Annotated in this window: 21 protein-coding genes and 1 other annotated feature; all 21 genes read left to right on the top strand. The window is 40.1% G+C overall.

All coding sequences use genetic code 11. The annotated features are described in order from the left end of the window. Window positions 1-54 precede the first annotated feature (54 nt). Entirely contained in the window at window positions 55-201 is a 147-nt protein-coding gene (rpmG, locus tag QFZ28_RS01650; RefSeq protein WP_179603667.1) for a 50S ribosomal protein L33, read from the top strand. A gap of 49 nt (window positions 202-250) precedes the next feature. Next, window positions 251-433 carry a preprotein translocase subunit SecE gene (gene secE, locus QFZ28_RS01645; RefSeq protein ID WP_307193069.1) on the top strand — a complete coding sequence of 61 codons (183 nt, stop codon included), beginning with the start codon at window positions 251-253 and terminating at the stop codon, window positions 431-433. A 145-nt stretch (window positions 434-578) separates the two neighbouring features. Beyond that, a complete protein-coding gene (gene nusG / locus QFZ28_RS01640; RefSeq protein WP_307193068.1) occupies window positions 579-1,112 on the top strand; it encodes a transcription termination/antitermination protein NusG in 534 nt (177 codons plus the stop codon). 194 nt (window positions 1,113-1,306) lie between these two features. Then, window positions 1,307-1,732: a 50S ribosomal protein L11 gene (gene rplK, locus QFZ28_RS01635; protein ID WP_192654866.1), complete on the top strand. Its 426-nt coding sequence runs from the start codon at window positions 1,307-1,309 to the stop codon at window positions 1,730-1,732. Window positions 1,733-1,961: 229 nt separating this feature from the next. Continuing rightward, on the top strand, window positions 1,962-2,660 hold the full coding sequence (gene rplA, locus QFZ28_RS01630) for a 50S ribosomal protein L1 (protein WP_307193067.1): 699 nt from the start codon (window positions 1,962-1,964) through the stop codon (window positions 2,658-2,660). 52 nt (window positions 2,661-2,712) lie between these two features. Continuing rightward, window positions 2,713-2,857, top strand: a sequence feature (ribosomal protein L10 leader region). Window positions 2,858-2,890: 33 nt separating this feature from the next. After that, entirely contained in the window at window positions 2,891-3,391 is a 501-nt protein-coding gene (gene rplJ / locus QFZ28_RS01625; protein ID WP_307193066.1) for a 50S ribosomal protein L10, read from the top strand. Window positions 3,392-3,446: 55 nt separating this feature from the next. Continuing rightward, the gene (gene rplL, locus QFZ28_RS01620) at window positions 3,447-3,809 is read left to right on the top strand and encodes a 50S ribosomal protein L7/L12 (RefSeq protein WP_179603631.1); all 363 of its coding nucleotides are present in this window, start codon (window positions 3,447-3,449) and stop codon (window positions 3,807-3,809) included. A 227-nt stretch (window positions 3,810-4,036) separates the two neighbouring features. Beyond that, complete coding sequence (locus QFZ28_RS01615) at window positions 4,037-4,636, top strand: class I SAM-dependent methyltransferase (RefSeq protein ID WP_307193065.1); 600 nt, start codon at window positions 4,037-4,039, stop codon at window positions 4,634-4,636. A 262-nt stretch (window positions 4,637-4,898) separates the two neighbouring features. Further along, a complete protein-coding gene (gene rpoB / locus QFZ28_RS01610) occupies window positions 4,899-8,459 on the top strand; it encodes a DNA-directed RNA polymerase subunit beta (RefSeq protein WP_307193064.1) in 3,561 nt (1,186 codons plus the stop codon). A gap of 67 nt (window positions 8,460-8,526) precedes the next feature. After that, a complete protein-coding gene (gene rpoC, locus QFZ28_RS01605) occupies window positions 8,527-12,126 on the top strand; it encodes a DNA-directed RNA polymerase subunit beta' (RefSeq protein ID WP_307193063.1) in 3,600 nt (1,199 codons plus the stop codon). Window positions 12,127-12,285: 159 nt separating this feature from the next. After that, window positions 12,286-12,534, top strand: a complete 249-nt coding sequence (locus QFZ28_RS01600) for a 50S ribosomal protein L7ae-like protein (protein ID WP_307193062.1) — start codon at window positions 12,286-12,288, stop codon at window positions 12,532-12,534. Window positions 12,535-12,637: 103 nt separating this feature from the next. After that, window positions 12,638-13,060, top strand: coding sequence for a 30S ribosomal protein S12 (gene rpsL / locus QFZ28_RS01595; RefSeq protein WP_034676061.1), 423 nt, complete (start codon window positions 12,638-12,640; stop codon window positions 13,058-13,060). A 41-nt stretch (window positions 13,061-13,101) separates the two neighbouring features. Next, window positions 13,102-13,572 (top strand): 30S ribosomal protein S7, encoded by a 471-nt coding sequence (gene rpsG / locus QFZ28_RS01590; RefSeq protein WP_289341759.1) that lies wholly within the window; start codon window positions 13,102-13,104, stop codon window positions 13,570-13,572. Between the two features lie 47 nt (window positions 13,573-13,619). Continuing rightward, window positions 13,620-15,701, top strand: a complete 2,082-nt coding sequence (fusA, locus tag QFZ28_RS01585; protein ID WP_307193061.1) for an elongation factor G — start codon at window positions 13,620-13,622, stop codon at window positions 15,699-15,701. 129 nt (window positions 15,702-15,830) lie between these two features. After that, a complete protein-coding gene (gene tuf, locus QFZ28_RS01580) occupies window positions 15,831-17,018 on the top strand; it encodes an elongation factor Tu (RefSeq protein WP_307193060.1) in 1,188 nt (395 codons plus the stop codon). Between the two features lie 387 nt (window positions 17,019-17,405). Next, window positions 17,406-17,714 carry a 30S ribosomal protein S10 gene (rpsJ, locus tag QFZ28_RS01575; protein ID WP_034676072.1) on the top strand — a complete coding sequence of 103 codons (309 nt, stop codon included), beginning with the start codon at window positions 17,406-17,408 and terminating at the stop codon, window positions 17,712-17,714. A gap of 39 nt (window positions 17,715-17,753) precedes the next feature. Beyond that, a complete protein-coding gene (gene rplC / locus QFZ28_RS01570; protein ID WP_307193059.1) occupies window positions 17,754-18,380 on the top strand; it encodes a 50S ribosomal protein L3 in 627 nt (208 codons plus the stop codon). Window positions 18,381-18,409: 29 nt separating this feature from the next. After that, complete coding sequence (rplD, locus tag QFZ28_RS01565) at window positions 18,410-19,033, top strand: 50S ribosomal protein L4 (protein ID WP_179161260.1); 624 nt, start codon at window positions 18,410-18,412, stop codon at window positions 19,031-19,033. Continuing rightward, entirely contained in the window at window positions 19,033-19,317 is a 285-nt protein-coding gene (gene rplW / locus QFZ28_RS01560; RefSeq protein WP_034676080.1) for a 50S ribosomal protein L23, read from the top strand. Before rplD ends, rplW begins: the two co-directional genes overlap by 1 nt. A gap of 30 nt (window positions 19,318-19,347) precedes the next feature. Next, window positions 19,348-20,178 carry a 50S ribosomal protein L2 gene (rplB, locus tag QFZ28_RS01555; protein ID WP_034676082.1) on the top strand — a complete coding sequence of 277 codons (831 nt, stop codon included), beginning with the start codon at window positions 19,348-19,350 and terminating at the stop codon, window positions 20,176-20,178. Window positions 20,179-20,238: 60 nt separating this feature from the next. Further along, window positions 20,239-20,517 (top strand): 30S ribosomal protein S19, encoded by a 279-nt coding sequence (rpsS, locus tag QFZ28_RS01550; RefSeq protein ID WP_095250620.1) that lies wholly within the window; start codon window positions 20,239-20,241, stop codon window positions 20,515-20,517. Window positions 20,518-20,529 lie beyond the last annotated feature (12 nt).

Here is a 20,529-nt window from a genome sequence, read left to right as displayed (position 1 = left end):
GGGTCATGTTACATTTTTAAAGATATAAAAGATGGATGATGAAGGTGTTTATTGATGAGTAAAAAGATTATTCTGGCATGTGCGGAATGTGGTTCACGTAATTACTCGACCCATGCAAATCAGCTGCAATCAGAACGATTGGAATTAAAAAAGTATTGCAAAACATGCGCCTCCCATACAATCCACAAAGAAACAAAATAAGTTTAGTCTATACTAGCAATGTTATTCCGATAGTTGGAGGGTTATAGATATGCAACGCTTAAAGAATTTCTTCAGTGATCTTTTTCGTGAAATGAGAAAAGTTAGCTGGCCAAAGCGTAAAGAGCTAACACGCTATACCATTACTGTGTTCTCAACAGTTGCTTTCTTCGCATTGTTTTTTGGTGTCCTAGATTTAGGGATTTCAAAATTGATTCGTCTTATTATTGAATAATAAAAGGTATTTCATGGTATAATGGTGAATAATACAGGAAATTTTATGTAAAGCCCGTTTAACGGGTTTTTTCATTTGTCTTAAAAACAAAAATGTCTATTCTTATAATAGTGTACGGGGAGGGATGGACGTTTAGTCCTCTTGAATGGAAAAGAATTGGTATGTATTACATACTTACTCAGGTTACGAAAACAAAGTAAAAGCAAATTTAGAAAAACGTGTTGAATCAATGGGTATGACAGATAAGATTTTTAGAGTTGTTGTACCAGAAGAAGAAGAAACAGAACTTAAAAACGGTAAAAAGAAAGTAGTAAAACGAAAAGTATTCCCTGGCTATGTCCTTGTTGAAATCGTTATGACAGATGATTCATGGTACGTAGTAAGGAATACACCAGGCGTTACTGGATTTGTTGGTTCTGCCGGAGCCGGATCAAAACCAACTCCACTTCTTCCTGAAGAAGTTGTCGGCATCCTAAAACGAATGGGTGTGGATGAGAAACGTATTGATGTAAACTATGAAATTGGTGAAACCGTTCGGGTCAAAGAAGGTCCATTTATGAACTTCACAGGAACTGTCGAAGAGATGGATAAAGACAAGTCCAAACTTAAAGTTCTTGTAAACATGTTTGGTCGTGACACCCCAGTAGAACTAGAATTTACACAGATTGAAAAGCTATAATTTTAAGAAATATTAATTGGAAATTGAAAAAAACTTGAAATCACTTTAAAAAAGTGGTAATATTTCATAGGTCAGTATGTCTCTTTGTGAGACAAGACTTTTGCTAAGATCTTTATCTTTATATAAAGACAGATACCTGAGTGGGAGGGTAAAAACCCTATTACCACATCACGGACTTTAAGGAGGTGTGTCTCGTGGCTAAAAAAGTAATTAAAGTTGTTAAATTACAAATCCCTGCTGGGAAAGCGAATCCTGCACCACCAGTTGGACCTGCATTAGGTCAAGCCGGTGTTAACATCATGGGATTCTGTAAAGAATTTAACGCTCGTACAGCAGATCAAGCTGGATTAATCATTCCTGTTGAAATCACGGTATTTGAAGACCGTTCATTTACATTTATTACGAAAACTCCTCCTGCTGCAGTTCTTTTGAAAGTAGCAGCTGGAATCCAGTCTGGTTCAGGCCAGCCTAACCGTAATAAGGTAGCAACAGTTAAGCGTAATACAGTACGCGAGATTGCGGAACAGAAAATGCCTGACCTAAACGCAGCAAGCGTTGAAGCAGCAATGCGCATGGTTGAAGGTACTGCACGCAGCATGGGTATCGTTATCGAAGACTAATCCATGTAAACTGTTTTTGTAATGAAGGGGGTTGCGTTACTTACGCAACCTTTATTCGTGACTAGCTGCGGCGCCTAGCCCCTCGGGGTCATAAGCCAATCCGTCCAGAAGGTTAAAGAACAACCTTCCAGCCGGCTCGTCTTATGCCTGTCGGGGCTGGACAAGGCGCCTCCGCTTTAATAAGTGGGAGTTATTAAACGTTAAAACCACAATCTAGGAGGAAATAAAAATGGCTAAAAAAGGTAAGAAGTATTTAGAAGCTGCTAAGCTTGTTGATAACACAAAAGCTTACCCAGTTGCTGAAGCAATTGAACTTGCAAAGCAAACTAACTATGCTAAATTTGATGCAACTCTTGAAGTAGCATTCCGTTTAGGCGTAGACCCTAAGAAAGCTGACCAACAAATTCGTGGTGCAGTAGTACTTCCGAATGGAACTGGTAAGACTCAGCGTGTATTAGTATTCGCTAAGGGTGAAAAGGTGAAAGAAGCAGAAGCTGCTGGTGCAGATTATGTTGGCGATGCAGAATACATCAACAAAATCCAACAAGGTTGGTTTGAATTTGATGTAATCGTAGCTACTCCTGACATGATGGGTGAAGTAGGTAAACTTGGTCGTACATTAGGACCAAAAGGTTTAATGCCAAACCCTAAAACTGGTACAGTTACTTTTGATGTAACTCGTGCAATCAACGAAATTAAAGCAGGTAAAGTTGAATACCGTGTTGATAAAGCTGGAAATATCCACGTTCCAATCGGTAAATCATCTTTCGAAAACGAAAAACTTGTTGAGAACTTCAAAACTGTATTCGAAACAATGTTAAAAGTTAAGCCTGCAGCTGCAAAGGGAACATACATGAAGAACGTAACTGTTACTTCAACAATGGGACCTGGCGTGAAGGTTGATCCTTCATCTGTTACAGTTAAGTAATTTATTACCAATTGACAATTATAGATACATTTTATATAATCTATTTTGTTGTTTAAATAAAACATTTGTACTGAAGACAGCAGGTGCGTTTACGCTTAATTTCCTGCCGAGGTAATGCGATAGAATTGGCTGAAATCTTCGGCTATTGTATGCACCTCCATGTCTGACTCTTGATGTGGAGGTTTTACTTTGCCTGGTATAAATGTAGAGAATCTACAGGAGGTGTAAAGATGAGCAGCGCAATCGAACAAAAGGTTCAAATCGTTGATGAAATTACAGCTAAGTTAAAAGCGAGTGTTTCAACAATCGTAGTTGACTACCGTGGGCTAACTGTTGCTGAAGTAACTGAACTTCGTAAGCAACTTCGTGAAGCTGGTATCGACTTTAAAGTTTACAAAAACTCTATGACTCGTCGTGCAGCTGATGCAGCTGGAATTTCAGAGTTAAACGCAGCATTAACTGGTCCGAACGCTATTGCGTTCAGCGCAGAAGATGTAGTAGCACCTGCAAAAATCCTTAACGACTTTGCGAAAAAGCATGATGCACTTGAAATTAAAGCTGGTGTAATCGAAGGTAATGTAGCAACAGTTGAAGAGGTTAAAGCACTTGCAGAACTACCATCACGCGAAGGCTTGCTTTCTATGCTACTCAGCGTACTACAAGCTCCAATCCGCAATCTTGCTCTTGCTACAAAAGCAGTTGCAGAACAAAAAGAAGAACAAGGCGCATAAGTTAAACCTTATCGCTTAACAAATAACGGAATGAAAACTAAGGAGGAAAATTAAAATGACTAAAGAACAAATCATTGAAGCAGTTAAATCTATGACTGTTTTAGAACTTAACGACCTAGTAAAAGCAATCGAAGAAGAATTCGGCGTAACTGCTGCTGCTCCTGTAGCAATGGTTGGCGGAGCTGGTGCTGCTGCTGTTGAAGAGCAAACTGAATTTGATGTAATCCTTGCTAGCGCTGGAGACCAAAAAATCAAGGTTATCAAAGTTGTACGTGAAATCACAGGTCTTGGTCTTAAAGAAGCAAAAGATCTTGTTGACAACACTCCAAAAGCTGTTAAAGAAGGCGTATCTAAAGAAGAAGCTGAAGAACTTAAAGCTAAACTTGCTGAAGTTGGAGCTAACGTTGAAGTTAAGTAATAAACTTATAGAAAAGCTCGCTGTATAAGCGGGCTTTTTTTTCGATACGTAAAAGCGAAAGCGCCTTGTACAGGGGCGACAGGCATAAGACGAGCTGGCGAGAAGGTTGTTCTTTAACCTTCTTGTCAGATTGGCTTATGACCCCGAGCCCCTAGGCGCTGCAGCTAGATATTACATTTTTTCCTCGGGTAACCTCATTAATCAACACTCCTCAGGAGGTGAGCTTATTGTCTGAGCATTACTATTCTCGCACTCAAAAGGTTGAAAGTGATCCAAAATATTGGGACTTTACCTTAAGGGATCAACTATTTCGTTTTAAAACAGATAACGGAGTATTTTCTAAGAAGGAAGTAGATTTTGGCTCCCGATTATTAATAGAAGTTTTTGAATTACCAAGTGTAGAAGGACCCGTTCTTGATGTTGGCTGTGGTTATGGTCCTATTGGGCTTTCGCTTGCCAAAAGTTATCCGGACCGTCATGTACATATGATTGATGTTAACGAACGGGCGATTGAGCTGGCAAAGGCGAATGCTGTGCAAAATTCCGTACATAATGTCGATATTTATGAAAGTGATACTTTGATAAATGTTAAGGAATATAAATTTGCAGCTATCTTAACTAACCCTCCAATCAGAGCGGGTAAAAAGACGGTACACGATATATTTAAGCAAAGTTATGAACATTTAGTTCCTCAAGGTGAGCTTTGGATTGTAATTCAAAAGAAGCAAGGGGCACCATCTGCTATTGAAAAATTAAAAGATTTATTTACCACAGTTGAAACTATTGACAAGTCTAAAGGTTATTTTATTATTAAGGCTGTAAAATAGTTGACTTGATTTTGTCAAGTGTGTTAGCATTATAAAATGCCATCATAATAATTTCCGAATTATTCCTGTAATTACTTATTTTTTTGGTATAAAAAAGGTTTAAGACGGAAAAGATGACAAAATAATAGTCAAAATGTGAAAATGTGGTTTTTTAGAAATAAAAACCCTTTTTCTTTTTTTGTCTCATGGATGGTCTATTTAGACCTTGCATAAGACCAAAATATATGTATTATAAAAACGCTTGATTTGAGGGGTGAATCAGTTGACAGGTCAACTAGTTCAGTATGGACGACACCGCCAACGAAGAAGTTACGCACGAATCAGTGAAGTTTTAGAATTACCAAATCTTATTGAAATCCAAACCTCTTCATATCAATGGTTTCTTGATGAGGGATTGCGTGAAATGTTCCAGGATATTTCACCAATTGAAGACTTTACTGGTAACCTATCACTAGAATTTATTGATTACAGCCTTGGCGAACCTAAGTATTCTGTTGCGGAATCGAAAGAGCGGGACGTTACATATTCTGCACCATTGCGTGTTAAAGTACGTCTTGTAAACAAAGAAACAGGCGAAGTAAAAGATCAAGATGTTTTTATGGGTGATTTTCCACTTATGACTGAAACGGGTACGTTTGTCATTAACGGGGCAGAACGTGTTATCGTTTCTCAGTTAGTACGTTCACCGAGCGTATACTTTAGTGGAAAACTTGATAAAAACGGAAAAAAAGGATTTACGGCTACTGTAATTCCGAACCGCGGCGCTTGGCTGGAATATGAAACAGACGCCAAAGATGTCGTATATGTGAGGATAGATCGTACTCGGAAACTGCCCGTTACGGTTCTTTTGCGTGCACTTGGCTTCGGTTCTGATCAAGAAATCATTGAATTGATTGGAGACAATGAGTACATCCGAAATACTCTTGAAAAGGACAACACTGAGGGAGTAGAAAAAGCGCTTCTAGAAATTTATGAGCGCCTGCGTCCAGGTGAACCTCCAACTGTAGATAACGCCAAGAGTTTATTGGTTTCAAGATTCTTTGATCCAAAAAGGTATGACCTTGCAAACGTTGGTCGTTATAAAATTAATAAAAAGCTCCATATAAAGAATCGTCTATTTAATCAGCGTTTGGCTGAATCTCTTGTTGATCCTGAGACAGGTGAGATTATTGCGGAAAAAGGAACACTTCTAGATCGAAGAAACCTTGATCGCATTATTCCTGCTCTCGAAAAGGATGTAAACTTTAAGGGCTTTAACCCTGTTGGTGGTGTAGTAGAAGAAGAAATCATTCTTCAAGGAATTAAAATCTATGCTCCAAATGACGATGGTGAAAAAGTAATCAATGTGCTTGGTAATGCATATGTTGCTGAACCAATTAAGAATATTACTCCTGCTGACATTATTGCATCAATCAGTTATTTCTTTAACCTACTGCATGGTGTTGGTGATACAGACGATATTGACCATTTAGGAAACAGACGTCTTCGTTCTGTAGGTGAATTGCTGCAAAATCAATTCCGTATTGGTTTGTCTCGTATGGAACGTGTTGTTCGTGAAAGAATGTCGATTCAAGATACGGCTACGATCACACCACAGCAGTTAATTAACATTCGTCCAGTTATTGCGTCAATAAAAGAGTTTTTCGGAAGCTCCCAGTTATCGCAATTCATGGATCAAACGAACCCGCTTGCGGAATTAACCCATAAGCGTCGTTTATCTGCATTAGGACCTGGTGGATTAACACGTGAACGTGCAGGATTTGAAGTACGTGACGTTCACTATTCCCACTATGGCCGTATGTGTCCAATTGAAACGCCAGAGGGACCAAACATTGGTTTGATCAACTCGCTCTCATCATTTGCAAAGGTAAATCGTTTTGGTTTCATTGAAACTCCATATCGCCGAATTGATCCTGATACTGGAAAGGTTACAGGCCGAATCGATTATTTAACAGCAGATGAAGAGGATAACTATGTTGTAGCACAGGCGAACTCTCGACTTGGTGACGATGGTACATTCATCGATGAAGATGTCGTTGCTCGTTTCCGTGGTGAAAACACAGTTGTAAAACGTGACCGTATTGACTATATGGATGTATCTCCTAAACAGGTAGTTTCTGCGGCGACAGCTTGTATTCCGTTCTTAGAAAATGATGACTCTAACCGTGCGTTGATGGGAGCGAACATGCAGCGTCAAGCCGTGCCGCTCCTGCAGCCGGAAGCACCAAGAGTTGGAACAGGAATGGAATATGTTTCTGGTAAAGATTCTGGAGCAGCCGTTATCTGTAAGCATGAGGGAATCGTTGAGCATGTTGAGGCGCGTGAGGTTTGGGTGCGTCGTATTAATACAGTCGATGGTCAAGGAGTTAAAGGTGACCTTGATAAATATAAAATGTTGAAATTCATCCGTTCTAATCAGGGAACTTGCTATAATCAACGCCCAATCGTTGCTGTGGGTGACCACGTAACAAAAGGCGAGATTTTAGCGGATGGTCCTTCTATGGAACTTGGAGAACTTGCTCTAGGTCGTAACGTTTTAGTTGGTTTCGTAAACTGGGACGGCTACAACTATGAAGATGCGATCATTATGAGCGAACGCCTTGTAAAAGATGATGTTTACACTTCTATTCATATTGAAGAATATGAGTCAGAATCACGTGATACAAAACTTGGACCAGAAGAGATTACCCGTGATATTCCAAATGTAGGGGAAGATGCCCTTCGTAACTTGGATGAGCGTGGAATTATTCGTACTGGTGCTGAAGTAAAAGATGGTGACTTACTTGTTGGTAAGGTAACTCCTAAGGGTGTTACAGAACTTACTGCTGAAGAACGTCTATTGCATGCGATCTTCGGAGAAAAAGCGCGTGAAGTTCGTGATACGTCGCTAAGAGTTCCGCATGGCGGAGGCGGTATTGTCCTTGACGTTAAAGTCTTTAATCGTGAAGATGGCGATGAATTGCCACCAGGTGTAAATCAGCTGGTTCGTGTCTATATTGTTCAGAAGCGTAAGATTCATGAAGGTGATAAAATGGCGGGCCGTCATGGTAATAAAGGGGTTATTTCTCGGATATTACCAGAAGAGGATATGCCGTATTTACCGGATGGTACCCCAATTGATATTATGTTGAATCCTTTAGGTGTTCCTTCACGTATGAACATCGGTCAAGTGCTGGAGCTTCATTTAGGAATGGCAGCTAGAGCTCTTGGAATCCACGTAGCTTCACCGGTATTTGACGGTGCACGTGAAGAAGATGTTTGGGGAACGATTGAAGAAGCTGGAATGGCTAATGATGCAAAAACGGTATTATATGATGGACGTACGGGTGAACCGTTCGATAATCGTGTGTCTGTTGGCGTCATGTATATGATTAAACTTGCTCACATGGTTGATGATAAGCTTCATGCTCGTTCAACTGGACCATACTCATTAGTTACACAGCAGCCACTTGGCGGTAAAGCACAATTTGGAGGACAGCGTTTCGGTGAGATGGAGGTTTGGGCCCTAGAAGCATACGGTGCAGCATATACTCTTCAAGAAATTCTGACAGTAAAATCAGATGACGTTGTTGGTCGTGTAAAAACGTATGAAGCGATTGTAAAAGGTGAAAATGTACCGGAACCAGGTGTTCCTGAATCATTCAAAGTATTAATAAAAGAACTTCAGAGTCTTGGTATGGATGTAAAAATCCTATCAGGAGATGAAAAAGAGATTGAAATGCGTGATACGGAAGATGATGATGACTTACAGCAAGTCGATACATTAAACATCGTACCAGAATCACCAGCATTTGAATCTGAGAAGGTTGGATCAAAGGAATAAGACTTAGCTGAAGCACTTAAGTGTGCTTCAGCTAATGATTGTCTAGATAGAAAGGGAGGTAGGCCCCTTGCTTGATGTTAATAATTTTGAGTATATGAAGATTGGTTTGGCATCACCTGATAAAATCCGTTCTTGGTCTTTTGGAGAAGTAAAAAAACCAGAAACGATTAACTATCGTACATTGAAGCCTGAAAAGGATGGTTTATTCTGTGAGAGAATTTTTGGTCCGACAAAGGACTGGGAATGTCATTGTGGAAAATATAAACGAGTCCGCTATAAAGGCGTTGTATGTGACCGTTGCGGTGTTGAAGTAACACGTGCAAAGGTTCGTCGTGAACGTATGGGGCATATTGAGCTTGCAGCTCCTGTCTCTCATATATGGTATTTTAAAGGTATCCCTAGCCGGATGGGACTAGTTTTAGATATGTCTCCTAGGGCGTTAGAGGAAATTATTTATTTTGCTTCCTATGTTGTAACGGAATCAGGAGATACAGCTCTTGATAAGAAACAACTATTATCAGAAAAAGAATATCGTGCTTACCGTGAGAAGTACGGTAATAAATTCCAAGCAGCCATGGGTGCTGAAGCGATTAAAAAGCTTCTTTCTGATATTGATCTAAATAAAGAGGTTGACGCATTAAAAGAAGAGTTAAAATCAGCCCAAGGTCAGCGTCGTACTCGTGCGATTAAGCGCCTTGAAGTGTTGGAAGCATTCCGTAACTCTGGAAATGAGCCATCATGGATGATTCTTGATGTTCTTCCTGTCATTCCTCCAGAACTTCGTCCAATGGTACAGTTAGATGGAGGAAGATTCGCTACATCCGATTTAAATGATTTATACCGACGAGTAATTAATCGTAATAATCGTTTAAAGCGTTTGTTGGATCTTGGTGCTCCAAGTATTATCGTTCAAAACGAAAAGCGTATGCTTCAAGAAGCAGTAGACGCATTAATTGATAATGGCCGCCGCGGTCGTCCGGTAACAGGTCCAGGTAACCGTCCATTAAAGTCGCTTTCTCATATGTTAAAAGGGAAGCAAGGTCGTTTCCGTCAAAACTTGCTTGGTAAACGTGTTGACTATTCTGGTCGTTCCGTTATTGTTGTTGGTCCGAATTTAAAAATGTACCAATGCGGTCTTCCGAAAGAAATGGCTCTTGAGTTATTTAAGCCATTCGTCATGAAGGAACTAGTAGAAAAAGGGTTAGCCCATAACATCAAATCTGCAAAACGTAAGATTGAAAGAGTATCTCCTGAAGTATGGGATGTACTTGAAGATGTTATTCGTGAGCACCCAGTACTATTAAACCGTGCCCCAACACTTCATAGACTTGGAATTCAGGCATTTGAACCTACACTTGTTGAAGGAAGAGCGATTCGCCTTCACCCTCTTGTATGTACTGCATACAATGCGGACTTTGATGGTGACCAAATGGCTGTTCACGTTCCGCTTTCGTCTGAAGCACAAGCAGAAGCTAGACTTTTAATGCTTGCAGCTCAAAATATCTTGAACCCTAAAGATGGTAAGCCAGTTGTTACACCTTCTCAGGATATGGTACTAGGTAACTACTACTTAACTCTTGAAAGAGAAGGCGCTGTCGGAGAGGGTATGATTTTTAAAGATACTAACGAGGCATTAATTGCTTATCAAAATGGCTATGTACATTTGCACACTCGTGTTGCTGTCCATGCTGGTTCATTAGGAAATGAAACCTTAACAGAAGAACAAAACAATAAGTTGCTTATTACCACTGTGGGTAAACTTATTTTTAATGAGATTCTTCCAAAATCATTCCCATATATCAACGAACCGACTAGACAAAACTTAGAAGTTGAAACACCTGCTAAGTACTTTGTTGAAAAAGGTGAAGATGTTCCAGCTAGAATTAAAGAAATGCCATTGGTGGATCCGTTCAAAAAGAAAATCCTTGGAAATATCATTGCTGAAGTATTTAAACGATTCAAAATTACTGAAACGTCTAAAATGCTAGACCGTATGAAGGACTTAGGATTTAAATTTTCTACAAAAGCAGGTATTACTGTCGGCGTGTCTGATATCGTGGTATTACCCGAAAAGCAAGAAATTCTTCATGAGGCTCAAGGTAAAGTTGATAACGTTTTGAAGCAATTCCGTCGTGGATTAATTACGGAAGATGAACGTTATGATCGTGTTATTGCTATTTGGAGTGCTGCGAAGGATACCATTCAAGGGAAACTAATGAAGTCCTTGAATAAAACGAACCCAATATTCATGATGAGTGATTCCGGTGCCCGTGGTAACGCGTCAAACTTTACACAGCTTGCTGGTATGCGTGGATTGATGGCCAACCCGGCTGGACGAATCATTGAATTACCAATCAAGTCAAGTTTCCGTGAAGGACTGACAGTATTAGAATACTTTATTTCTACACACGGTGCTCGTAAAGGTCTTGCAGATACGGCATTGAAAACAGCTGACTCAGGATACTTAACACGTCGTCTTGTTGACGTTGCACAGGATGTAATTGTCCGTGAAGATGATTGTGGAACCGACCGCGGTTTGTTAATCCGTTCATTAAAAGATGGTACAGAGGTTATCGAAGGATTGGACGAACGTTTAATTGGCCGTTATGCTCGTAACCCAATTAGACATCCTGAAACGAAAGAAGTGTTAGTTCCTGAAAATGGACTTATCACTGAAGACCTCGCTGAAACAATCGTTGGTGCAGGGATTGAAGAGGTTAAAATTCGCTCTGCCTTTACATGTAATACCCGTCATGGTGTATGTAAGAAGTGTTACGGCCGTAACTTGGCTACAGGTCAAGAAGTTGAAGTTGGGGAAGCAGTTGGTATCATTGCAGCCCAATCAATTGGTGAACCTGGTACACAGTTAACAATGCGTACATTCCATACAGGCGGGGTAGCAGGAGACGATATCACTCAAGGTTTACCGCGTATCCAAGAAATCTTTGAAGCTCGTAACCCTAAAGGTCAAGCGGTTATTTCTGAAATTGATGGTGTAGTTGTTGGTATTAATGAAGGACGTGATCGTCAGCATGAAATTATTGTTCAAGGTGAGATTGAATCACGCACTTATAATGCTCCATATACAGCGCGACTGAAAGTAGCCGTAAATGATCAGATTTTACGTGGTCAGGAATTAACTGAAGGTTCTATTGACCCTAAAGAGTTAATCAAAGTAAAAGATGTAAATGCTGTTCAAGAGTACTTGCTGCGTGAAGTTCAAAAGGTTTACCGTATGCAGGGTGTTGAAATCGGTGATAAACACGTAGAGGTAATGGTTCGTCAAATGATGCGTAAGGTTCGCGTAAGTGACGCGGGTGAAACAGATGTACTTCCTGGTACACTATTAGATATCCACCAATTCACAGATGCAAACGAAAAAGCATTGTTAGCAGGTAAGTTACCAGCTACTGGGCGTCCGGTACTACTTGGTATTACGAAAGCGTCACTTGAAACAGACTCATTCCTGTCTGCTGCATCCTTCCAAGAAACAACAAGAGTTCTTACAGATGCTGCAATTAAAGGTAAACGTGATGAATTACTCGGCTTAAAAGAAAATGTTATCATCGGTAAGTTAGTTCCAGCAGGAACAGGTATGCAGCGCTACCGCAAAGCAGAGCCAGTCTTAAGGGACACAACCTCCGAAGAAACAGTTACAATTGATTAAAAAGTAAAAATGAAGCGGTACTCGTGAAAACCCGAGTACCGCATTTTAAAGAATATATGTTATTATAAAAAAGTTAAAAGTTGTATTGACATCTATTTTTTAAAATGGTACTATATCAAAGGTGCTCCTATTCACCTGATACTTTGGAGGATATGATAAATGTCTTATGAAAAAGTATTACAGGCAACTAAGATTGCTATAGGAACTAAACAAACAGTTAAAGTACTGAAGGATGGAACCGCAAGTGAGCTGATTATTGCTAGTGACGCTGAGACGAACGTAACAGCAGCTGTAATAAAACTAGCTCAAGAATTGAACATCCCAATTATCTATGTTGACTCGATGAAAAAACTCGGGAAAACATGTGGAATAGAAGTTGGTGCTTCAACTGTAGTGATTATCCGTTAAAAACTGTTTTTGTAGATAGATGATCTGCAAAGACTTTGTTTTTGCACAAAAATGAACCACCTGGATGTGTGGGCTTACAAATAATGAAGGGAGGAAAAGTAACATGCCAACTATTAACCAATTAGTGCGCAAGCCTCGTCAATCTAAAGAGGAAAAGTCAAAATCACCTGCGCTAAACAAAGGTTACAACAGCTTCAAAAAATCACAAACAAATGTAACATCACCACAAAAACGCGGAGTATGTACTCGTGTTGGTACAATGACTCCAAAGAAACCGAACTCAGCGTTACGTAAATATGCTCGTGTACGTTTGACAAACGGTATTGAGGTGACTGCATACATTCCTGGTATTGGACACAACCTTCAAGAACACAGTGTTGTTCTTATTCGTGGAGGACGTGTAAAAGACTTACCAGGGGTACGTTATCACATCGTACGTGGTGCTCTTGATACGGCTGGTGTTAACAACCGTATGCAAGGTCGTTCTAAATATGGTACTAAGAGACCAAAAGCAGCTAAGAAGTAAAACAGTTTAAATAGAAAGCTTGTTTGAAAGGAGGAAATTAAATGCCACGTAAAGGTCCTGTAGCAAAAAGAGACGTGTTACCAGATCCACTTTACAATTCAAAATTAGTTACTCGTCTAATCAACAAAATGATGGTTGACGGTAAAAGAGGTAAATCACAAGAAATTCTTTACTCTGCATTTGAAACAATCCGTGAACGCTCTGGCAAAGAGCCAATGGAAATTTTCGAAGCAGCGATGAAGAATATCATGCCAGTACTAGAGGTAAAAGCTCGCCGTGTAGGTGGAGCAAACTACCAAGTACCAATTGAGGTGCGTCCTGATCGCCGTACAACTCTTGGTCTTCGTTGGTTAGTAAACTATGCGCGTCTTCGCGGTGAAAAGACGATGGAAGAGCGTTTAGCAAACGAAATCATGGATGCGGCTAACAACACTGGTGCATCTGTAAAGAAGCGTGAAGATACTCACAAAATGGCAGAAGCAAACAAAGCATTTGCTCACTATCGTTGGTAGAATTACCTTTATTATAAAAACTTTCATACTAGAAAGGAGAAAGACCCATGGCAAGAGAGTTCTCCTTAGCAAACACTCGTAATATCGGTATCATGGCACACATCGATGCCGGTAAAACGACGACCACTGAGCGTGTCCTTTATTACACTGGTAAGATTCATAAAATCGGTGAAACACATGAAGGTGCTTCTCAGATGGACTGGATGGAGCAAGAACAAGAACGCGGAATCACGATTACATCTGCAGCAACAACTGCATCTTGGAAAGGTCACCGCGTAAACATCATCGATACACCGGGACACGTAGACTTCACAGTTGAAGTAGAACGTTCCCTGCGTGTACTTGATGGTGCAGTAGCAGTACTTGATGCACAGTCTGGTGTTGAACCGCAAACTGAAACAGTTTGGCGTCAAGCAACAACTTACGGTGTACCACGTGTTGTTTTTGTAAACAAAATGGACAAAATCGGAGCAGACTTCTTATATTCTGTAAAGACAATCCACGATCGTTTACAAGCAAACGCACACCCAATTCAACTTCCTATCGGTGCTGAAGATGAATTCTCAGCAATCATTGACCTTGTGGAAATGAACGCAATATTTTACAGTAATGACCTAGGCACAGATATTGAAGTGCGTGACATTCCTGAAGAATACCGTGACCTTGCTGAAGAATGGCGTGAAAAGCTTATTGAAGCAGTCGCAGAACTAGATGAAGAGTTAACAGAAAAATATCTAAACGGTGATGAAATCACTAAAGAAGAGCTAAAAGCAGCTATTCGTAAAGGTACTGTTAATGTTGAATTCTACCCTGTTATATGTGGATCTGCTTTCAAAAACAAAGGTGTTCAGTTAATGTTAGATGCGGTTATTGATTACCTTCCATCTCCATTAGATGTTCCTGCAATCAAGGGCCATGCTCCGGATGATGAAGAAGAAGTCCTTGAACGTCACTCGAGTGATGAAGAGCCATTTTCAGCTCTTGCATTTAAAGTTATGACTGATCCTTATGTTGGTAAATTAACGTTCTTCCGTGTTTACTCTGGTACTTTAGAATCTGGATCTTATGTTCAGAACTCTACTAAAGGAAAACGTGAACGTGTTGGACGTATCCTGCAAATGCATGCAAACAGCCGTCAAGAAATCTCAAAGGTTTATGCTGGTGACATTGCTGCAGCTGTAGGTTTGAAAGATACTACTACTGGGGATACACTTTGTGATGATAAAAATCTTGTTATTCTTGAGTCAATGAACTTCCCTGAACCAGTAATTCAACTTTCTGTTGAACCAAAATCAAAAGCTGACCAAGATAAAATGACAACTGCATTGCAAAAGCTTCAAGAAGAAGACCCAACCTTCCGTGCGCATACTGACCAGGAAACTGGACAGGTTATCATTGCCGGTATGGGAGAGCTTCACCTTGATATCTTAGTAGATCGTATGCGTCGTGAATTCAAAGTTGAAGCTAACGTAGGTGCTCCACAAGTTGCATACCGTGAAACCTTCCGTGCTTCTGCACAAGTAGAAGGTAAGTTTGCACGTCAATCCGGTGGTCGTGGACAATATGGCCATGTTTGGATTGAATTCTCACCTAATGATGAAGGTAAAGGATTCGAATTCATAAACGGTATCGTTGGTGGTGTTGTTCCACGTGAATACATCCCAGCAGTTCAAGCTGGTCTTGAAGATTCCTTGAATCGTGGAGTTCTTGCTGGATATCCTTTAGTTGATATTAAAGCTAGATTGTTTGATGGTTCTTACCATGATGTCGATTCATCCGAAATGGCATTTAAGATTGCTGCATCTATGGCACTTAAAAATGCGGCTTCTAAGTGTAAACCTGTTATCCTAGAACCTATGATGAGGGTTGAAGTTGTAATCCCTGAAGAGTATCTTGGTGATATTATGGGTCAAATCACTGCGCGTCGCGGCCGTGTAGAAGGCATGGAAGCTCGTGGTAACGCTCAAGTAGTTCGTGCTATGGTTCCTCTATCAGAAATGTTTGGTTATGCAACAGCACTACGTTCAAGTACACAAGGACGTGGAGTATTCTCTATGCACTTCGACCACTATGAAGAGGTACCAAAATCTGTTTCTGAAGAAATTATCAAAAAAAATAAAGGTGAATAATTGATTTTCACCTTCTTATAAAGTATAACTACTTATGTAAGAGTGGGAACTGAGTAAATGGGATTATCTCATTTACAGTTCCCATAAAAATATACTTAACTTTTTTATATTAAAAGGAGGATTTTCCTAATGGGTAAAGCTAAATTCGACCGCTCTAAGCCACACGTTAACATTGGTACAATTGGTCACGTTGACCACGGTAAAACAACTTTAACTGCTGCAATCACTTCTGTTCTTGCTAAAACTGGTAAAGCAGAAGCTCGTGCATATGATCAAATCGATGGTGCTCCAGAAGAAAGAGAGCGTGGAATCACAATCTCTACTGCGCACGTTGAGTATGAAACTGACAACCGTCACTATGCACACGTAGACTGCCCAGGACACGCTGACTATGTTAAAAACATGATCACTGGTGCTGCTCAAATGGACGGCGGTATCCTAGTTGTATCTGCAACTGATGGTCCAATGCCACAAACTCGTGAGCACATCCTTCTTTCTCGTCAGGTAGGCGTACCTTACCTTGTTGTATTCATGAACAAGTGTGATATGGTTGATGACGAAGAACTTCTTGAATTAGTAGAAATGGAAATTCGTGATCTATTATCTGAATACGATTTCCCTGGCGATGACACTCCAGTTATCAAAGGTTCTGCTCTTAAAGCTTTAGAAGGTGACGCTGCTTGGGAAGAAAAAATTTATGAACTTATGAATGCTGTTGATGAGTGGATTCCACAACCAACTCGTGACACTGATAAGCCTTTCATGATGCCAGTTGAGGATGTATTCTCAATCACTGGACGTGGAACAGTTGCTACTGGACGTGTAGAGCGTGGAGTAGTTAAAGTTGGTGACGTTGTTGAAATCGTAGGTTTCACTGAAGAGCCAAAATCTACAACTGTAACAGGTGTAGAAATGTTCCGTAAGCTTCTTGATTTTGCTGAAGCTGGAGACAATATCGGTGCATTACTTCGTGGTGTTGCACGTGAAGATATCGAGCGTGGTCAAGTATTAGCTAAGCCGAAATCAATCACTCCACACACAAAGTTCAAAGCACAAGTTTATGTATTATCAAAAGAAGAAGGTGGACGTCATACTCCATTCTTCACTAACTACCGTCCACAATTCTATTTCCGTACTTCTGATATTACTGGTATTTGTAATCTTCCAGAAGGCGTAGAAATGGTTATGCCTGGTGACCACATCGAAATGATCGTTGAGCTTATTGCTCCTGTAGCGATCGAAGAAGGTACTAAGTTCTCTATCCGTGAAGGCGGACGTACTGTAGGTTCAGGTTCAATCACAACTATCACTGAATAATTTAAAAATCAGTTATATAAGAAGCAGCTGGATGACGATCCAGCTGCTTTTTCTGTGAAAATGACGTGTTTCTTCTATAATAAATATAGAGAGAAATTTCAAACAATAAAACGTTATTATAGGTTATTTTTGGAGAATGATGTTTTCTATTGAAATTGTATAAACAGGTCGCTATAATAATAAAAGTGCGCAAAACGTAACGAAAAATAAAATATTAAAAAATGTTGCGTTTGCCTAATGTTTTATGTATAATAGACAATGTTGGTCTTTGACTGCGATGATGTGAAAGGTTGCTGACACACCCGGCCGCTTTGCCATGGCGAGTGTGTGGGAAATTTTCACTGAGAATGTCTATTTTTAAAATAGGCGAATAAAGGAGGGAAAATAATGGCAAAACAAAAGATTCGTATCCGTTTAAAAGCTTATGATCACAGAATTCTTGATCAGTCTGCAGAAAAAATCGTTGAAACAGCAAAGCGTTCAGGTGCAGCCGTTTCTGGTCCGATTCCACTACCGACTGAAAAATCAATCTACACGATCCTTCGTGCGGTGCATAAGTACAAAGATTCTCGTGAACAGTTCGAAATGAGAACACATAAGCGTCTAATCGACATCGTTAACCCGACTCCACAAACAGTTGATGCGTTAATGCGTTTAGACTTACCATCTGGTGTTGATATCGAAATTAAACTTTAGTAAAAATAAATAACCAAAACTGTAGGAGGTGTGACTTAAATGACCAAAGGAATCTTAGGAAGAAAGATTGGTATGACTCAAGTATTTGCAGAAAACGGCAACTTAATTCCAGTTACTGTAGTAGAAGCTGCTCAAAACGTAGTTCTCCAAAAAAAATCAGTTGAAAGCGACGGTTACGAAGCTGTTCAAGTTGGATTTGAAGATAAGCGTGAAAAGTTAGCAAACAAACCAGAAAAAGGACATGTTGCTAAGGCAAACACTAATCCTAAGCGCTTCGTTCGCGAATTCCGCGGAGGGGACGTAACAGGATATGAAGTTGGTCAAGAAGTCAAAGTTGATATTTTCGCTGCAGGCGATGTAGTAGATGTAACAGGAATCTCAAAGGGTAAAGGTTTCCAAGGTGTAATCAAGCGTCACGGACAATCACGCGGCCCAATGGCTCACGGTTCACGTTATCACCGTCGTCCAGGTTCAATGGGACCTGTTGCTCCGAACCGCGTATTCAAAGGTAAATTATTACCTGGACGTATGGGTGGAGAACAAATTACTGTTCAAAATCTTGAAATTGTTAAGGTAGATGTTGAACGTAACTTACTATTAATCAAAGGTAACGTTCCAGGACCTAAAAAAGCTTTATTAAAGATTAAAAGTGCGGTAAAAGCGTAATATCTTCATAAGAAAGGAGGAGCAAAAGAATGCCTAAAGTTTCATTATTTAACCAAAACGGATCACAAGTTGGTGAAATCGAACTTAATGAATCAGTATTTGGTATCGAGCCTAACCAACACGTATTATTCGAAGCGATTGTTATGCAAAGAGCTTCTTTACGTCAAGGAACTCATAAAGTAAAAGTTCGTTCTGAAGTACGAGGCGGTGGACGTAAACCATGGCGTCAAAAAGGAACTGGTCGTGCTCGTCAAGGGTCTATCCGTTCTCCACAATGGCGCGGAGGTGGTACTGTTTTCGGTCCAACACCACGCAGCTACAGCTACAAATTACCTAAAAAGGTTCGTCGCTTAGCGATTAAATCTGCACTATCTTCTAAAGTGTTAGAAGAGAATGTATTAGTATTAGAAAGCCTTGCTTTCGATGCTCCAAAAACAAAAGATTTTAAGACAGTGTTAGGTGGTCTTTCTGTTGAGAAGAAAGCACTTATCGTTACTGCTGACCTTGATGAAAATGTAGCATTATCTGCTCGTAACATTCCTGGTGTAACAGTTGTAACTGCTGATGGAATCAATGTTCTTGATGTAGTAAATCATGATAAATTAATCATGACGAAAGCTGCAGTTGAAAAAGTAGAGGAGGTGCTTGCATAATGGATGCACGCGATATCATTAAGCGCCCCGTTATCACTGAACGTTCTACTGACCTAATGGCTGAAAAGAAATATACGTTTGAAGTTGATGTGAGAGCTAACAAAACTCAAGTTAAAGATGCGATCGTAGAAATCTTTGGCGTTGAAGTTGAAAAAGTTAACATCATGAACTATAAAGGTAAATTCAAGCGCATGGGTAAATTCGGTGGTTACACAAACAAACGTCGTAAAGCAATTGTAAAACTAACTGCTGATAGCAAAGAAATCGAATTCTTTGAAGCATAATAAAAACTAACAAGAAGAGGAGGGAATAAAATGGCGATTAAAAAGTACAAACCTACCTCTAATGGTCGTCGCGGTATGACAGTATCTGATTTCGCAGAAATCACAACTAGCACACCAGAGAAATCTCTATTAGCACCTTTAAAGAGAAAAGGCGGCCGTAATAACCAAGGTAAGTTAACTGTTCGTCATCAAGGTGGCGGCCATAAGCGTTCATACCGTATCATTGATTTCAAACGTAACAAAGATGGCATTCCTGGACGCGTTGCCACTATCGAGTACGATCCAAACCGTTCCGCAAATATTGCATTAATTAACTATGTAGATGGTGAAAAGCGTTATATCCTAGCTCCTAAAAACCTAGTAGTAGGTATGGAAGTTATGTCTGGCCCAGAGGCAGATATTAAAGTAGGTAACGCATTACCATTAGCAAACATCCCTGTTGGTACAGTAGTACACAACATCGAGTTAAAACCAGGTAAGGGTGGCCAATTAGTACGTTCTGCTGGTACATCTGCACAGGTTTTAGGTAAAGAAGGAAAATACGTACTTGTACGTTTAAATTCTGGTGAGGTTCGTATGATTCTTGCTGAGTGCCGCGCAACAATCGGTCAAGTAGGAAATGAGCAACACGAACTTATTAACATTGGTAAAGCAGGACGTTCACGCTGGTTAGGCAAGCGCCCAACAGTTCGTGGATCTGTTATGAACCCTAACGATCACCCACACGGTGGTGGTGAAGGACGTTCACCAATCGGACGTAAATCACCTATGTCTCCATGGGGTAAACCAACTCTTGGATTCAAAACTCGTAAGAAAAAGAACAAATCCGATAAGTTTATCGTACGTCGTCGTAAAAAATAACGGGGTTGAACTACGGTTCAAAGATAGAGCCGTAGAACAATCACGAAGGGAGGTTCATCCATGGGTCGCAGCCTTAAAAAAGGACCATTTGTTGATGATCATTTAATGGTTAAGATCGAAAAGTTAAATGAAACTGAAAGTAAGCAAGTTGTTAAAACTTGGTCACGCCGTTCTACGATCTTCCCACAATTTATTGGCCACACAATCGCTGTTTATGATGGTCGCAAACATGTGCCTGTATATGTTACTGAAGACATGGTAGGACACAAGCTTGGAGAATTTGCTCCAACTCGTGCTTACAAAGGCCATGGTAATGATGATAAGAAAACCAGACGTTAAGAGAGGAGGGCA

The sequence above is a fragment of the Neobacillus niacini genome (assembly GCF_030817695.1).
GTDB lineage: Bacteria > Bacillota > Bacilli > Bacillales > Cytobacillaceae > Neobacillus > Neobacillus niacini_F.
Note: the sequence above shows the minus strand (reverse complement) of the source record. Positions and strands in the feature narration are given on the sequence as shown.

What these genes read in the sequence shown, in the direction of transcription:
- rplL (WP_179603631.1), top strand. Translation starts at nt 3,447, where the DNA reads ATGACTAAAGAACAAATCATTGAAGCAGTTAAATCTATGACTGTTTTA.
- rpsS (WP_095250620.1), top strand. Translation starts at nt 20,239, where the DNA reads ATGGGTCGCAGCCTTAAAAAAGGACCATTTGTTGATGATCATTTAATG.
- rpsG (WP_289341759.1), top strand. Translation starts at nt 13,102, where the DNA reads ATGCCACGTAAAGGTCCTGTAGCAAAAAGAGACGTGTTACCAGATCCA.
- tuf (WP_307193060.1), top strand. Translation starts at nt 15,831, where the DNA reads ATGGGTAAAGCTAAATTCGACCGCTCTAAGCCACACGTTAACATTGGT.
- rpsJ (WP_034676072.1), top strand. Translation starts at nt 17,406, where the DNA reads ATGGCAAAACAAAAGATTCGTATCCGTTTAAAAGCTTATGATCACAGA.
- rplW (WP_034676080.1), top strand. Translation starts at nt 19,033, where the DNA reads ATGGATGCACGCGATATCATTAAGCGCCCCGTTATCACTGAACGTTCT.
- QFZ28_RS01600 (WP_307193062.1), top strand. Translation starts at nt 12,286, where the DNA reads ATGTCTTATGAAAAAGTATTACAGGCAACTAAGATTGCTATAGGAACT.
- rpmG (WP_179603667.1), top strand. Translation starts at nt 55, where the DNA reads ATGAGTAAAAAGATTATTCTGGCATGTGCGGAATGTGGTTCACGTAAT.
- rplC (WP_307193059.1), top strand. Translation starts at nt 17,754, where the DNA reads ATGACCAAAGGAATCTTAGGAAGAAAGATTGGTATGACTCAAGTATTT.
- rpsL (WP_034676061.1), top strand. Translation starts at nt 12,638, where the DNA reads ATGCCAACTATTAACCAATTAGTGCGCAAGCCTCGTCAATCTAAAGAG.
- rplD (WP_179161260.1), top strand. Translation starts at nt 18,410, where the DNA reads ATGCCTAAAGTTTCATTATTTAACCAAAACGGATCACAAGTTGGTGAA.
- secE (WP_307193069.1), top strand. Translation starts at nt 251, where the DNA reads ATGCAACGCTTAAAGAATTTCTTCAGTGATCTTTTTCGTGAAATGAGA.
- fusA (WP_307193061.1), top strand. Translation starts at nt 13,620, where the DNA reads ATGGCAAGAGAGTTCTCCTTAGCAAACACTCGTAATATCGGTATCATG.
- rplJ (WP_307193066.1), top strand. Translation starts at nt 2,891, where the DNA reads ATGAGCAGCGCAATCGAACAAAAGGTTCAAATCGTTGATGAAATTACA.
- nusG (WP_307193068.1), top strand. Translation starts at nt 579, where the DNA reads ATGGAAAAGAATTGGTATGTATTACATACTTACTCAGGTTACGAAAAC.
- rplB (WP_034676082.1), top strand. Translation starts at nt 19,348, where the DNA reads ATGGCGATTAAAAAGTACAAACCTACCTCTAATGGTCGTCGCGGTATG.
- rplA (WP_307193067.1), top strand. Translation starts at nt 1,962, where the DNA reads ATGGCTAAAAAAGGTAAGAAGTATTTAGAAGCTGCTAAGCTTGTTGAT.